Genomic DNA, 15,138 nt, shown 5'->3' with positions numbered 1-15,138 from the left:
ACCTTACACCCCGCCCGGAGCGGCGAATGTAACGGAATGTGTTGCCTGACGATCGGCCTGCGCGGCCGTACATTTGCGCACACAAGGCGGCGTGGGGCCGTCAGTAAAATCGCCGCCACACGAATGCGACTGATTTTCTTTAAGGATTTCACATGCCCCACGTCTGCTCCTCGCGCCTGCCGGCCACTCTGGCCCCGGCGTTCGGCCTGATGCTCGGCGCCTGCATGCTGCCGGCCCAGGCCGACACCCAGGCGCTCGACCTGCCCGCCACCCAGGTGACCGGCAAGCAGGACCGCTACAAGGTCGACACGGTGACCTCGAGCAAGATCACCACGCCGCTGCTGGATGCGCCGCAGAGCATCAGCGTGGTGCCGCGCGCGGTGCTCGAGGAGCAGAACGCGCAGAGCCTGCAGGACGTGCTGCGCAACGTGCCGGGCATCACCTTCATGTCTGGCGAGGGCAACCTGGGCTGGGGCGACCTGTTCTCGATTCGCGGTTTCGCCGCCGAGCAGAGCATGACCGTGGACGGCGTGCGCGACGCCGGCATGGCCAGCCGCAACGACACCTTCAACCTGGAGCAGGCCGAGGTGTACAAGGGCACCGGTTCCGTGGAATCGGGGGTGTCTGCCGTGGGCGGCAGCGTCAACCTGGTGAGCAAGCGCGCCCACCTGGGCGATGCCGGCAAGCTGTCGGCCGGGATCGGCACCGACAACTACAAGCGCCTGAGCGCCGACATCAACCGCCAGCTCAACGACACCACGGCGGTGCGTATCAACCTGATGAAGCACTACAACGGCGTGGCCGAGCGCGACGAGGTGGATTACGACCGCTGGGGCTTCGCCACCTCGTTCGGCTTTGGCCTGGGCACCGACACCCGGCTGTGGCTGGATGCCTTTTACCAGAAAGACAAGAACACCCCCGACGGCGGCGTGCCGATTCAGCGCGGCACCAACGGCAAGCGCATGCCGGGCGTATCCCGCGATGCCTGGTACGGTGATTCCAGCCTGTACACCCAGCAGAGCGAAACCCGCTCGCTGACCGGCCTGTTCGAGCACGACTTCAACGACGACCTGACCCTGCGCAACCAGCTCAAATGGCAGCAGACCGACAACTGGGCGGTGCTGTCGCCGGCGCGCTTCGTTGCGGCCGATGCCAATGGCAACCGCACCTGCACCGGCACCCGCTGCGCAAGCCTGGGCTACGTCGGCGTCGGCCCGCTGAGCTCGATCAACGGCGTCAACGCCTACACTGACTACGCCAACAGCAGCAGCGGCTACGGCTACCTGCGCGGCAGTGATTTCGGCCTGTCCAAGCGCTACCAGATCGTCGACAACCAGACCGACCTGCGCTTCAACCTCGACACCGGCCCCATCCACCACGAGGCGGTGACCGGCATCGAGCTGTACCGCGAAACCTACGGCGGCTTGCACAAAAGCATGGAAGTGCCCGACGGCTCGATGTTCTTCGACCTGAGCAACCCGTCGCACCACTTCGCCTCGACCTACACCGACAAGGGCTACGGCGACCCGCGCAGCGTGGTCAAGGATGCGGCGCTGTATGTGTCCGACACCATGACCCTGAGCCCGCAATGGCAGTTGCTGACCGCCCTGCGCTACGACCACTGGCAGGTCGACAGCGAGCGCTCCACCGGTGACAGCAGCAGCCGCGACGACGCCTTTGGCGGGCGCCTGGGGCTGGTCTACAAGCCGCTGCCCAACGGCAGCATCTATGTGTCCTACAGCCAGGCGGCGCAGCCCTCGGCAGTGGGCGCCAGTACCAACAACCAGATCTACGGCGCGTCGAGCACCGAGGACTACAAGCCGGCGGTGTCGAAAACCTACGAGCTGGGCACCAAGTGGGAGCTGTTCGACGAGCGCGTCAACCTGACCGCTGCGCTGTTCCGCACCGAGCTTGAAGACAGCTGGGAATACAGCGAAGGCGAAACCTCGCCGGTGCGTGCATTGCCGGCCAAGCGGGTGGACGGCATCGAGCTGGGCCTGCAAGGGCAGCTCACCGAGCGCTGGTCGGCGTATGCCGGTTTCGCCGCGATGAAGAGCCGCCAGACCAAGGGCGAGAACAAGGGCGAGGAGGCCAAGAACGTCCCCGACCTGACCGCCAACCTGTGGACCACCTACGACCTCACCGACCAGCTCAGCGTCAGCTACGGTGCCGACTACGTGGGCCGGCGCCGCTACAGCGACAACAAGTACGTCGGCGGGCTGAACAACAACAGCAGCTACGCCGACGGCCCGTCCGGGGTGTACACCATCTACACCCGCGACCACGAGAAGGCGCCGTCGTACTGGCTGCACAGCCTGGCCGCGCGCTACAAGGTCGACAGCCAGACCACGGTCAACCTGAACGTGTCCAACCTGTTCAACAAGTTCTACTACAGCCGCATCGGCGCCTCGCTCGATGGCTTCCAGCTGTATGGCATCCCGGGCGCCGGGCGCACCCTGACCGCCAGCGTGGATTACACCTTCTGATGCTGGTGCAAATCGACCGGCTGTTCAGTGCCGACGAACTGGATGCGATGCGCCAGCAACTGCTGGCGCAACCCTGGGTCGACGGCAAGGCCACTGCCGGTGTGCAGTCGGCCCAGGCCAAGCACAACCGCCAGCTGAGCGAGGATGACCCGGTCGCCCGCCAGCTGGGCGGGGTGATCTTGCAGCGCCTGTCGGACAACCCGCTGTTCATGTCTGCCGCACTGCCCAAGCGCATCTACCCGCCGCTGTTCAACCGCTACGCCGAAGGCGAAGGCTTCGGCTTTCACATCGACAACGCCATACGCGGCATCCAGGGCGTGCGCGAGCGGGTGCGCACTGACCTGTCGGCGACCCTGTTCCTGGCCGAGCCGGGCAGCTACGACGGCGGCGAACTGGTAATCCGCGACACCTTCGGTGAGCGTGAGGTGAAGCTGCCGGCCGGGCACCTGGTGTTGTACCCGGGCAGCAGCCTGCACCGGGTGCAGCCGGTGACCCGCGGCGAGCGCCTGGCGGCGTTCTTCTGGATCGAAAGCCTGGTGCGCGAAGACAGCCAGCGCAGCCTGCTGCTGGACATGGACGTGGCCATTCAGCGCCTCACCGCGCAACAGGCCGATGCCGGCTCGCTGCTGGAACTGACCGGCGTTTACCACAACCTGCTCCGTCGCTGGGGCGACACCTGACCATGGGAGTTCACGCATGACCCTCACCCGTTCCTGGCGGCGCCTGCTGCCTGTACTGCTGGCGCTGGCCGGCAGCTTCTGCCTGGCCCAAGCGGCCAGCGCCGTCGAGGCCACCGATGTGCTCGGGCGCAAGGTGCAGATCGACCACGTGCCGCAGCGCATCGTGCTTGGCGAAGGCCGCTTGTTCTTCGCCCTGGCCCTGCTTGACCGCGACAACCCGTTCCAGCGGGTGGTCGGCTGGCAGAACGACATGCGCCTGCTCGACCCGCACACCTATGACGTCTACGCCAAGCTGTACCCGCAGGTGGCCAAGCTGCCGCTGATCGGCCAGGCCTCCGAGCAGAGCGTCAGCGCCGAGCAGATTCTGGCGTTGAAACCGGACCTGGCGATCTTCAGCATCGCCGGCGAAGGCCCGACCCAGCACAGCCCGGTGGCAGACCTTTTGGCCAAGGCCGGGGTACCGGTGCTGTTCATCGATTTTCGCGTGCACCCGATCGACAACACCCGGGTGAGCATGCAGGCGCTGGGCAAGCTGCTGGGCCGCGAGCAACAGGCGCAGCAGTACCTGAGCCTGTACGACCAGCACCTCAAACGCGTCACCGACCAGGTGGCCGGGCTGCCCGACAGCCAGCGGCCGAAGGTCTTCCTCGAGCTGCTGGCCGGCGTGTGGCAGGCCCCGGGGCATACCACCGGCAAGAGCGGCCTGGGCAGCGTGGTCCAGGCCGTGGGCGGGCACAACATCGGCGCCGACGTGGTGCCGGGGGCGCTGGGTGATGTGAGTGTGGAGTACGTGCTGCAGGCCGACCCGGACGTGTACATCGCCACTGGCAACCGCGCCCCGGGCGTGCTGCTGGGTGCGGGTGTGTCCGAGGACACCGCCCGGCAGAGCCTGGCGAAGATCACCGCGCGCCCCGAGTTCGCGCCGCTGCGGCCGATCCAGGCCGGCCAGGCCCACGGCCTGTGGCATGACTTCTACAACTCGCCGTTCAACATCCTGGCCATCGAGGCCATGGCCCGCTGGGTGCACCCCGAGCGCTTCAAGGACCTTGACCCCGGCGCGACCATGGCCGAAATCAACCAACTGCTGAAAGTCGGCCTGGACGGCCAGTACTGGGTTACCGCCAAGTGACCGCAATGGCCCGGGAAGGCGTAGCCCTGGCGGCCTGGCGCTACCGCCGGCTGCTCTGGCGGCGGGCGCTGCTGGTGGCGGTGCTGGCGGCGCTGTTGCTGCTGTCGGTGCTCGGCGACCTGGCCAGCGGCGCCTCGGGCATGGGCCTGGGTCAGTTGCTGCACGGGGTGTTCGACCCTGCCGCGCTCAGCGCCACCGAGCGGGTGATCATCTGGAACGTGCGCCTGCCCTATGCGCTGATGGCGGTGCTGGTGGGCGCGGCGCTGGCGCTGGCCGGTGCCGAGATGCAGGCGATCCTCGACAACCCGCTGGCCAGCCCCTTCACCCTGGGGGTGTCGTCGTCGGCAGCGCTGGGCGCCTCGCTGGCCATCGCCTACCCGGTGAGCGTGGCGTGGCTGGCGCCCAGCGTGCAGGTGACGCTGATGGCGTTCGTCTTCGCCTGCCTGTCGGTGGTGCTGCTGCAGGCCATGGCGCGCTTGCGCGGGGCCGGGGTAGAAAGCCTGGTGCTGTTCGGCATCGCCCTGGTGTTCAGCTGTAATGCGGTGGTGTCGCTGCTGCAATTGCTGGCCACCGAGGATGTGTTGCAGCAACTGGTGTTCTGGACCCTGGGCAGCCTGGCCCGGGCCGACTGGAACAAGCTGACCCTGCTCGCCGGGGTGCTGGCGGTGGTGCTGCCGTTCTCGCTGCGCGCAGCGCCGGCCATGACCCTGCTGCGCATGGGCGAGGAGCGCGCGCGCAGCTTTGGCGTGGATACCCGGCGCCTGCGCCTAGCCTCGTTGCTGCGCATCAGCCTGCTGTCGGCCACGGCGGTGGCCTTTGTCGGCACCATCGGTTTCGTCGGCCTGGTGGGGCCGCATATCGCCCGCTTGCTGGTGGGTGAAGACCAGCGCTTTCTGCTGCCGGCCAGTGCCTTGGTCGGTGCGTTGCTGCTGTCGCTGTCGTCGATTGCCAGCAAGCTGATTTTGCCCGGGGTGATCGTGCCGGTGGGCATCGTCACCGCGTTGGTGGGGGTGCCGGTGTTCGTGGCGTTGGTGTTCCGCCGGGGGAGAAACCTGTGAGTTTGCTGATCGATCAACTGTCGGTGGCCTATGGCAGCCGGCAGATCCTGCACGGGGTGAGTTTGCCGGCGTTGCCGGCCGGCAGCCTGGTGGCGCTGGTGGGGCCCAATGGCGCCGGCAAGTCGACCCTGCTGCGGGCGCTGGCCGGGCTGGAGCGCATGAAAGGCTCGCTGAGCCTGGACGGCGAGGACGTCACCCGGCTGGGCTTCGCCGAGCGTTCCCGGCGCCTGGCCTACATGCCCCAGCAACTGCCGCCTGGCATTGCCCTTGGGGTGCTGGAGAGCATCCTCGCCGGGCTGCGTGTGGCCGGAGTCGAGAAACCCCTGGAGGTGGCGTTCGAGGCGTTGCGCCGGTTGGGCATCGAGCACCTGGCCGAGTACCCGCTGGGCAGCCTGTCGGGTGGCCAGCGGCAGTTGGTGGCCTTGGCCCAGCTGCTTGCGCGCAACCCGCGGGTGCTGCTGCTGGACGAGCCCACCAGTGCGCTGGACTTGCATTACCAGCTGCGGGTGATGGATGCGGTGCGCGAGCGGGTGCTGGCCCACCGCTTGCTGGCGGTGGCGGTGCTGCACGACATCAACCTGGCCGCCAGCCATGCCGACTGGCTGGTGGTGCTGAGCGAGGGCAGGGTGGTGGCCAGTGGCGCGCCGGAGCAGGTGCTGGAGCCCGAGTTGCTGGCCAAGGTGTATGGCGTGGCGGCGCGGGTGGAGCGCTGTTCGCGGGGGAGGTTGCAGGTGTTGGTGGATAGCGCGCTGGCCTGAAGCCCAGTCACGCCCCCTCTGTAGGAGCGGCCTTGTGTCGCGAAAGGGCTGCGCAGCGGCCCCGGGATGTGCGCATCATGCAAAATCGTCGGGGCCGCTATGCGGCCCTTTCGCGACACAAGGCCGCTCCTACAGAGGGGGCGTTTTTCGGTGGGGGTTCAGTCCGGCACCAGCCGGTCGCGGCTGTTGGACAGGTGCAGGCAGATCGCGGCGCGGGCGGCGTCCGGGTCCTGGCGGCGGATGGCGTTGAGGATCGCCTCGTGCTCCAGGTTGGCCAGGTACGCCTGACGCGCGAGCCTTGCGCCTTCGCGCTCGGCCAGGGCCAGGCGGTTGCGTGGGATCAGGCCGTTGCCCAACTGGCCCATCATTTCGCTGAAATACAGGTTGCCGGTGGCCTCGGCGATCAACAGGTGAAAGCGCCGGTCCGCTTCGATGCAGCTGTCACCGGCGGCGGCCAGGTCCTGGTAGTCGTCCAGCGCCTGGCGCATGCGCGCCAGGTGCTCGTCGCTGCGGCGCAGCGCGGCCAGGGCGGCGGCCTGGCCTTCAAGGCCGATGCGCAGCTCCAGCAGGTCGCGCACGCTGGCGGCGTTCTCGGCCCCCACCCGCAGGCCGGCCTGGGCCTGGCGCTCGATGACGAAGGTGCCGATGCCGTGGCGCGGCTCCACCAGCCCCGAGGCCTGCAACTTCGACAACGCCTCGCGCACCACGGTGCGGCTGACCCCGTGCTCGCGCACCAGGGTGTTCTCCGACGGCAACCGGTCCCCGGTCTTGAAGGTGCCCAGCAGGATCTGCTGGGTCAGGCTGGAGACCAGGTCGTGGGCACGGCTGTGGCTGCGTTTGCGTTCGGTCATGGGGCGGCACCCGGCTGCGTCAACTTGTATGACAAGTTAATCGATAAAACTTTTTTTTGCCCGTGATTTCTCTGCGGCGGATATTCATCATTCGCACATTAATGGAGTGATCGCGGTTTTTGTGCGTTTTATCTGCTTGTATTTTGCTTTTTAACGGCCAGTTGCACTCTTGTCGTACAACTTCGCCAGGCCTATGCTCCGTCCCACTGCCCTGTCAGACAACCGACCCGCACAAAAACAATTAGTGGGAGATTCACCTGTGAACCGCACCCTCGATCCGTCCGCCGCAAGCGCTGGCGACGCACTGGCCAGTGCCGTGGCCAAGGTCAAGCGCCATGTGCTGCCGCTGTTCGTCATCATGTTCATCGTCAACTACCTCGACCGCGTCAACATCGGCTTCGTGCGCCCGCACCTGGAAAGCGACCTGGGCATCAGCGCGGCGGCCTACGGCTTTGGCGCCGGCCTGTTCTTCATCGGCTACGCGCTGTTCGAAGTGCCCTCCAACATGCTGCTGCAACGGGTCGGCGCACGGCTGTGGCTGACCCGCATCATGTTCACCTGGGGCCTGGTGGCCACCGCCATGGCCTTCGTGCAGAACGAAACCCAGTTCTACGTGCTGCGCTTTCTGCTGGGCGTGGCCGAAGCCGGGTTCTTCCCCGGGGTGATCTACTACTTCACCCGCTGGCTGCCGGCGGCCGAGCGCGGCAAGGCGATTGCCATCTTCCTCAGCGGCTCGGCGCTGGCGTCGTTGATTTCCGGCCCGCTGGCCGGGGCGCTGATGCAGATCCAGGGCCTGGGCATGCACGGCTGGCAGTGGATGCTGTTCATCGAAGGCATGGCCTCGGTGACCCTGTGCTTCTTCGTGTTCTTCTGGCTCGACTCCAAGCCCCAGGATGCCAAGTGGCTGAGCCAGGCCGAGCAGGACGCGCTGGTGCAGACCATCGACCGCGAGCAGCGTGAGCGCGAGGCCTCGGGCGCGGTGAAACCCTCGGCCTGGAGCCTGCTCAAGGACCGCCAGATCGTATTGTTCTGCCTGATCTACTTCTGCATCCAGCTGACCATCTACGCGGCGACCTTCTGGCTGCCGAGCATCATCAAGCGCATGGGCGATTTGAGCGAAATCCAGGTGGGCTTCTTCAACTCCATCCCCTGGCTGATCTCGATCATCGCCATGTACGCCTTCGCAGCAGGCTCGGCGCGCTTCAAGTTCCAGCAGGCCTGGGTGGCCGGTGCGCTGGTGATCGCCGCCATCGGCATGTTCATGTCCACCACCGGCGGGCCGGTGTTCGCCTTCGTCGCCATCTGCTTTGCGGCCATCGGCTTCAAGTCGGCCTCATCGCTGTTCTGGCCGATCCCCCAGGGCTACCTGGATGCACGCATCGCTGCGGCGGTTATTGCGCTGATCAACTCGGTGGGCAACCTCGGCGGTTTTGTTGCGCCCACCACCTTCGGCCTGCTGGAGCAGCAGACCGGGTCGATCCAGGGCGGCCTGTACGGCCTGGCCGTGACCTCGGTGCTGGCGGCCATCGCCATCTTCTTCGTGCGCACCCGCCCCAAGGGCGCCACTACTGATGCACCCAAGGCCCCCTCGGCCCTGGGCCAGACCCACTGACCACTGCGAGAAAACAATCATGACTATGCAGACGACCCCAGCCGTTCACGCCAGCACCCCGGTGGTCACCGACCTGCGGGTAATCCCCGTGGCCGGCCACGACAGCATGCTGCTCAACCTCAGTGGCGCCCATGGCCCGTACTTCACCCGCAACGTGGTGGTGCTGCGCGACAGCGCCGGCAACACCGGGCTGGGCGAGGTGCCCGGCGGCGAGAAGATTCGCCAAACCCTGGAAGACGCCCGCAGCCTGGTGGTCGGCCAGCCCATCGGCCACTACCAGCGCGTGCTCAACGCCATGCGCCAGACCTTCGCCAACCGCGACAGCGCCGGGCGCGGCCTGCAAACCTTCGACCTGCGCATCACCGTGCATGCCGTGACCGCCATCGAAGCGGCGCTGCTCGACTTGCTCGGCCAGCACCTCAACGTGCCGATGGCCGCATTGCTGGGCGAGGGCCAGCAGCGCGAGGCGGTGAAGATGCTCGGCTATCTGTTCTACATTGGTGACCGTCGGCAGACTGACCTTGCCTACCGCAACGAAGCCGACGCCGATGACGACTGGTTCCGCCTGCGCCACGAAAAGGCCCTGACCGCCGACGCCGTGGTGCGCCTGGCCGAGGCGGCCAAGCAGCGTTACGGCTTCAGCGACTTCAAGCTCAAGGGCGGCGTGCTGCGCGGCGAAGAGGAAATGGAAGCGGTGACGGCCCTGGCCGAGCGCTTCCCCGAGGCGCGTATCACGCTCGACCCGAATGGCGCCTGGTCGCTGAAAGAAGCCATCGCCCTGTGCCGCGACAAACACGATGTGCTGGCCTACGCCGAAGACCCGTGCGGCGCCGAGAACGGCTACTCGGGCCGCGAGGTGATGGCTGAGTTTCGGCGTGCCACCGGGCTGCCCACCGCCACCAACATGATTGCCACCGACTGGCGGCAGATGGGCCATGCGATCCAGTTGCAGTCGGTGGACATTCCGCTGGCCGACCCGCACTTCTGGACCTTGCAGGGCTCGGTGCGGGTGGCGCAGATGTGCAACGACTGGGGCCTGACCTGGGGTTCGCACTCCAACAACCACTTCGATATTTCACTGGCGATGTTCACCCAGGTGGCAGCCGCCGCGCCGGGTGAGATCACCGCCATCGATACCCACTGGATCTGGCAGGACGGCCAGCGCCTGACCCGCGACCCGCTGCGCATCGTCGACGGCCATGTGCGCGTGCCGCAGCGCCCGGGGCTGGGGGTGGAGCTGGATGAAGACCAGTTGGCCAAGGCCCATGAGTGCTACCGCAACATGGGGCTGGGGGCGCGGGATGACAGCGTGGCGATGCAGTTCCTGATTCCGGGGTGGACGTTCGATAACAAGAAGCCTTGCCTGGTGCGGTGAGATAAAGGCCTGAAGGTTATGCGATCCCTGTAGGAGCGGCCTTGTGCCGCGAAAGGGCCGCGCAGCGGCCCAGGATTTGCGAATCATGCAAAATCGTCGGGGCCGCTATGCGGCCCTTTCGCGACACAAGGCCGCTCCTACAGGTGCGTGCCTCACCCGGCTTCGAAAAACGCCCGGGCCATGGCCACGAATGCGCCCAGCACCGGGTTGGGGTTGTCGCGGCAGTAGGCCAGGAAGATCTCCGCCTGCTGCTCCATGCCCTGCATCGGCCTGAACACCACCTGCTCCAGGCGCAACGCCTGGGCCGAGGCCGGCACTACCGCGCAACCCAAGCCGACATTGACCAACCCGAGAATCGAATGGGTCTGCCCCAATTGATGTTGGTAGCGCGGCTGCACCTGATGACGGGCGAACAGGTTGGCGATGCGGTCGTGGAAGTAACGCCCCTCGTTGGCGCTGTACATCACGAACGGCTGGCCGTCGAAGTCGCCCGGGCGCACCCGTTCACGGGTGGCCAGCGGGTGGCCAGCGGGCAGGGCGGCGACGAACGGCTCGCGGTGGATCGGCAGGTACTCCACCCGCGCGCTGGGCAGCACCTGGCGCACCAGGCCGACGTCGATCAGCCCGGCTTCCAGGTCGTGCACCTGGGTGGCAGAGATGCGCTCGCTGAGCACCAACTCGATATCTGGCAAGGTTTGCCCGGCGTGCACCAGCAGGCGCGGGATCATGCTGTAGGCGCCCACCGCAGTAAAACCCAGGGTCAGCCGGCCGGCCTCGCCGTGGGCGATGCGCCGCGCCGAATGGCTGGCCGACTCGCTGATCTGCAGGATGCGCCGGGCATCTTCCAGAAAGCTCTGCCCGGCCAGGGTCAGGCGTGCCTGGCGGTTGTTGCGCTCCAGCAGCAGTACCCCGAGGGAATGCTCCAGCAGCTGGATTTGCCGGCTCAACGGCGGTTGGGTCATGTGCAGGCGGGTGGCGGCGCGGCCGAAATGCAGCTCTTCGGCCACGGCCACGAAACAGCGCAACTGGTGCAGCTCCATGATTCAATTCCTGGATTATTCGATGCTGTATCTATATTAGACCTGTATCGAATGCCGGCCTAGGATCGATGCATGAACTTCGAACTGCCGGGTACTTGAGATGAACCAGAACACCATCGACCTACTGCTGACCCAGCCTGTGCCCGAGGCCATCGATGCCGAGCTGGTGGCGGCTTATCAGGTGCATCGGCTGTACCAGCACGACCACCCGCAACAGTTGCTGGACGAGGTGGGCCCGCGCATTCGCGGCGTGGTCACCGGTGGCGCCAAGGGCCTTTCCAACGCCTTGATGGACCAGTTGCCGGCGCTCGAGATCATCGCCATCAGCGGCATCGGCACCGACGCGGTAGACCTGCGCCACGCCGCCAGCCGCGGCATCCAGGTGACCACCACGCCGGGCGTGCTCACCGCCGATGTGGCGGACCTGGCCATGGGCCTGATCATCAGCACCCTGCGCCGCCTGGGCGAGGGTGAGCGGCTGGTGCGCGACGGGCTGTGGGGCACGGTCAACCTGGGGCTGGCGCGCAAGGTCAGTGGTATCGAGCTGGGCATTGTCGGGCTGGGTGCGGTGGGCAAGGCGATTGCCAAACGTGCTGCGGCATTCGACATGCGCATTGCCTACAACGGGCGGCGTGAGCAGCCAGGCAGCGGTTACCGCTATGAGGCCGACCTGGTGGCGCTGGCGCGCTCGGTGGACGTGCTGGTGCTGGCCGCCTCCGCCGATGGCGGGCAGGTGCTGGTGACCCGCGAGGTGCTCGAAGCGCTGGGGCCGGACGGTTATCTGGTCAACGTGGCGCGCGGCAAGCTGGTGGATGAAGACGCCTTGGTCGAAGCCTTGCGCGATGGGCGCATTGCCGGTGCCGGCCTGGATGTGTTCGTTGACGAGCCGTATGTGCCGCCGGCGCTGCGTGACCTGAACCAGGTCAGCCTGCAGCCGCACCGCGGCAGCGCCACCCTGCAGACCCGGCTGGAGATGGGCGCGATGGTATTGAACAACCTCAAGGCCTGTTTTGCCGGTGAGGTGCCGCCGAACGGGGTGATCGACCTTTAGGGCCTCTTCGCGGGTAAACCCGCTCCCACAGGTACTGCATGCGCACCGACCACTGTAGGAGCCGGCTTGCCGGCGATAGGGCCAGAACAGGCAACACAAGGCCCAAGGGCCACACCTTCTTTCCACAAGAACAATCGCTTCCGTCGAGAAGCAAGAGGGTCCACATGCACAGCAAATCCGCCGTCGCCCCCGCGTCGACCGTGGCCGCTATCGGCCGCCATCGTTTTCTGGTTCTGGCACTGATCTTCGTCATCACCGTGATCAACTACGCCGACCGCGCCACCCTGTCGATCACCGGCACCCAGGTGCTCAGCGACCTGGGCCTGGACCCGGTGATGCTGGGCATGATCTTCTCGGCCTTTGCCTGGGCCTACGCCCTGGGCCAGGTGCCCGGCGGCTGGCTGCTCGACCGCTTCGGCGCGCGCCGGGTGTATGGCATCAGCCTGATCCTCTGGTCGCTGTTCACCCTGCTGCAGGGCACCGTGGGCTGGATGGGCCTGGCCGGGGTGTCGGCGGCGGTGGCGCTGTTCTCACTGCGCTTCATGCTGGGTCTGGTGGAGTCGCCGGCGTTCCCGGCCAACTCGCGCATCGTCAGTTGCTGGTTCCCCACCCGTGAGCGCGGCACCGCCTCGGCGCTGTTCAACTCGGCGCAGTACATGGCCGTGGTGGTGTTCGCCCCGCTGATGGCGTGGATGACCCACAGCCTGAGCTGGGAGCAGGTGTTCATCTGGATGGGTGTGCTCGGCCTGGTGCTGGCGGTGGTGTGGTTCAGGTTGTACCACGAGCCGCACAGCGCCCCCGGCCTGAGCCGCGAAGAGCTCGACTACATGCGCGAAGGCGGCGCGCTGGTGGACCTTGAGAAAGAACGCAAGACCACCAAAAGCAAACCCACCCGCGCCGAGCTTGCCCAGCTGTTTACCAGCCGCAACCTGTGGGCGGTGTACCTGGGGCAGTACTGCATCACCGCGCTGACTTACTTCTTCATTACCTGGTTCCCGATCTACCTGATCAAGGGCCGCGGCATGACCATCATGGAGGCCGGCTGGGTGGCGGCGCTGCCGGCGATTTGCGGGTTTACCGGCGGCATTCTCGGCGGCTTCGTCTCCGACTGCCTGATCCGCCGCGGCGTGCACCCGTCCAAGGCGCGCAAGACCCCGTTCGTGATCGGCATGGCGTTGTCTACCAGCCTGGTGCTGGCCAACTATGTGGACGGCAACGCCGCGGTGATCGCGCTGATGACCCTGGCCTTTTTCGGCAAGGGCCTGGCGGCGGTGGGCTGGGCGGTGCTGTCGGATGTGGCGCCGAAGAAGATGGTCGGCCTGTGCGGCGGCGTGTTCAACGGCATCGGCAACATCGCCGGCATCGTTACCCCGCTGGTGATCGGCTACGTGGTGGCCAGCACCGGCTCGTTCCACAACGCACTCTGGTTCGTGGCCGCCCATGGCGTGCTGGGGATCTTCGCTTACCTGTTGCTGGCCCGTCGCTTCGAGCGTACCGGGCAGGCGTAGGCAGACGCCGGCAACAGGGCCCCGGGAAACCGGGGCTTTTTTATGGGCGCTGCACACGTGATACTGCCAGCGCGGTGCCCTTGTGCGCCGCGCCACAACAACACGACCAGGCCCACGGATGCGCCGGAGTGCCTGGCAGGAGTGCTTGCTGCCATGTTCATTCGCCAGCTCAATTACCTGGTCGCCCTGGCCCGGGAAAAACACTTCGGCCGCGCCGCTCAGGCCTGCCATGTTTCGCAGCCGGCTTTGTCTGGCGCGATTCGCAGCATCGAAGAAGAACTGGGCATCGTCATCGTCCAGCGCGGCCGGCGTTTCGAGGGTTTTACCCAGGACGGCGAGCGGGTACTGGCCTGGGCCCGGCGGGTGCTGGCCGACTGCGAAGGGTTGCGCCAGGATGCCCGCGCCGATGAAGGCGACCCGGTGGGCACCTTGCGCATCGGCGTGATCCCGGCGGCCTTGCCGCTGGTGCCGCTGCTGACCCAGCGTTGCCTTGAGCGCTACCCGCGCATGCGCCATGAAATCCAGACCTTGTCGGCCCAGGAAATTCTCCAGCGCCTGGATGCCTTCGAGCTGGATGTGGGCCTGAGCTACCTCGATGACCAGCCGTTGGCGGCCTGTTCGGTGCGCACGGTGTTTCGCGAGCGTTATGTGCTGGTGAGCGGTAGCGAGGGTGAGCAGACCGGGCCGATCGGCTGGGAAGAGGCGGCGCAACTGCCGCTATGCCTGCTGGCGAAGAAGATGCAGTGCCGCCAGGGCATCGATGCGATGTTCCAGCGCCTGGGGCTGGCGGTGCAGCCGCGGGTGGAGACTGATTCGCTGACGGCGCTGTGCGCCCATGTGCGCCATGCTGGGTTGTACAGCATCTTGCCGCACAGCGTGTTGTGCCAGGTGGACGGGCCATTGGCGGCGCGGCTGCTGGTGCCGGCGTTGAACCGCGAGATCGGTTTGCTGGTGCGTGACGAGGCGGTGCGCAGCCCGTTGCTGGCGGCGGCGTTGCGCGAGCTGGAGAGCCTGGATTTGCAGGGGTGGGCGGATCGGGTTTTGCCTTGAGCCGGGTTGTGGCTGTGCCGGCCTCTTCGCGGGTAAACCCGCTCCCACAGGGACCGCATGCCCGTCAGACCTGCGCTGTACCTGTAGGAGCCGGCTTGCCGGCGATGAGGCCAGTGCAGGCGGCCCTATCGCGGGCAAGCCCGCTCCTACAGGGACCGCGTGCCTGTCAGACCTGTGCTGCACCTGTAGGAGCCGGCTTGCCGGCGATGAGGCCAGTGCAGGCGGCCCTATCGCGGGCAAGCCCGTTCCTACAGGGATCGCGTGCCCGTCAGACCTGCGCTGCACCTGTAGGAGCCGGCTTGCCGGCGATGAGGCCAGTGCAGGCGGCCCTATCGCGGGCAAGCCCGCTCCTACAGGGATCGCGTGCCCGTCAGACCTGCGCTGCACCTGTAGGAGCCGGCTTGCCGGCGATGAGGCCAGTGCAGGCAGTACAAGACCGTGGCGGCCCTATCGCGGGCAAGCCCGCTCCTACAGGGACCGCATGCCTGTCAGACCTGCGCTGTACCTGTAGGAGCCGGCTTGCCGGCGATAGGGCCGGCA

Annotated in this window: 12 protein-coding genes; 10 read left to right on the top strand and 2 right to left on the bottom strand. The window is 66.7% G+C overall.

Annotation, left to right across the window (positions count from 1 at the left end):
• Window positions 1-152: 152 nt before the first annotated feature.
• From ACI2KK_RS06375 to ACI2KK_RS06355, 5 genes are read left to right on the top strand one after another with little or no spacing between them, the layout of a single operon-like run.
• The gene (locus tag ACI2KK_RS06375; RefSeq protein ID WP_404668292.1) at window positions 153-2,486 is read left to right on the top strand and encodes a TonB-dependent receptor; all 2,334 of its coding nucleotides are present in this window, start codon (window positions 153-155) and stop codon (window positions 2,484-2,486) included.
• Complete coding sequence (locus tag ACI2KK_RS06370) at window positions 2,486-3,166, top strand: Fe2+-dependent dioxygenase (protein WP_404668291.1); 681 nt, start codon at window positions 2,486-2,488, stop codon at window positions 3,164-3,166. Before ACI2KK_RS06375 ends, ACI2KK_RS06370 begins: the two co-directional genes overlap by 1 nt.
• A 16-nt stretch (window positions 3,167-3,182) precedes the next feature.
• Window positions 3,183-4,295 (top strand): ABC transporter substrate-binding protein, encoded by a 1,113-nt coding sequence (locus ACI2KK_RS06365; protein WP_404668290.1) that lies wholly within the window; start codon window positions 3,183-3,185, stop codon window positions 4,293-4,295.
• Between the two features lie 5 nt (window positions 4,296-4,300).
• Window positions 4,301-5,353, top strand: coding sequence for a FecCD family ABC transporter permease (locus ACI2KK_RS06360; protein ID WP_404668289.1), 1,053 nt, complete (start codon window positions 4,301-4,303; stop codon window positions 5,351-5,353).
• Window positions 5,350-6,111, top strand: a complete 762-nt coding sequence (locus ACI2KK_RS06355; protein WP_404668288.1) for an ABC transporter ATP-binding protein — start codon at window positions 5,350-5,352, stop codon at window positions 6,109-6,111. Before ACI2KK_RS06360 ends, ACI2KK_RS06355 begins: the two co-directional genes overlap by 4 nt.
• A gap of 158 nt (window positions 6,112-6,269) precedes the next feature.
• On the opposite strand, the gene ACI2KK_RS06350 is transcribed toward ACI2KK_RS06355, so the two are convergent.
• Window positions 6,270-6,962 (bottom strand): FadR/GntR family transcriptional regulator, encoded by a 693-nt coding sequence (locus ACI2KK_RS06350; protein WP_217841664.1) that lies wholly within the window; start codon window positions 6,960-6,962, stop codon window positions 6,270-6,272.
• Window positions 6,963-7,221: 259 nt separating this feature from the next.
• Here ACI2KK_RS06350 and ACI2KK_RS06345 point away from each other — a divergent pair, with 259 nt between their 5' ends.
• The gene (locus tag ACI2KK_RS06345) at window positions 7,222-8,574 is read left to right on the top strand and encodes an MFS transporter (RefSeq protein ID WP_404668287.1); all 1,353 of its coding nucleotides are present in this window, start codon (window positions 7,222-7,224) and stop codon (window positions 8,572-8,574) included.
• A gap of 19 nt (window positions 8,575-8,593) precedes the next feature.
• Entirely contained in the window at window positions 8,594-9,949 is a 1,356-nt protein-coding gene (gudD, locus tag ACI2KK_RS06340) for a glucarate dehydratase (protein WP_404668286.1), read from the top strand.
• A 152-nt stretch (window positions 9,950-10,101) separates the two neighbouring features.
• Here gudD and ACI2KK_RS06335 read toward each other — a convergent pair whose 3' ends face one another.
• Entirely contained in the window at window positions 10,102-10,989 is an 888-nt protein-coding gene (locus ACI2KK_RS06335; RefSeq protein WP_404668285.1) for a LysR substrate-binding domain-containing protein, read from the bottom strand.
• 100 nt (window positions 10,990-11,089) lie between these two features.
• Between ACI2KK_RS06335 and ACI2KK_RS06330 the strand changes: the two genes are divergently transcribed.
• From ACI2KK_RS06330 to ACI2KK_RS06320, 3 genes are all read left to right on the top strand, one after another.
• The gene (locus ACI2KK_RS06330) at window positions 11,090-12,040 is read left to right on the top strand and encodes a 2-hydroxyacid dehydrogenase (RefSeq protein WP_404668284.1); all 951 of its coding nucleotides are present in this window, start codon (window positions 11,090-11,092) and stop codon (window positions 12,038-12,040) included.
• Window positions 12,041-12,204: 164 nt separating this feature from the next.
• Window positions 12,205-13,548 carry an MFS transporter gene (locus tag ACI2KK_RS06325; RefSeq protein WP_217841669.1) on the top strand — a complete coding sequence of 448 codons (1,344 nt, stop codon included), beginning with the start codon at window positions 12,205-12,207 and terminating at the stop codon, window positions 13,546-13,548.
• A 153-nt stretch (window positions 13,549-13,701) separates the two neighbouring features.
• Window positions 13,702-14,598: a LysR family transcriptional regulator gene (locus ACI2KK_RS06320; protein ID WP_404668283.1), complete on the top strand. Its 897-nt coding sequence runs from the start codon at window positions 13,702-13,704 to the stop codon at window positions 14,596-14,598.
• The last annotated feature ends 540 nt before the right edge of the window (window positions 14,599-15,138 follow it).

The organism is Pseudomonas sp. NPDC089406 (assembly GCF_044900265.1).
Taxonomy (GTDB): domain Bacteria; phylum Pseudomonadota; class Gammaproteobacteria; order Pseudomonadales; family Pseudomonadaceae; genus Aquipseudomonas; species Aquipseudomonas fakonensis.
The sequence above is the reverse complement of the archived record's forward strand: the minus strand, read 5'-3'. Positions and strand labels throughout refer to the sequence as shown.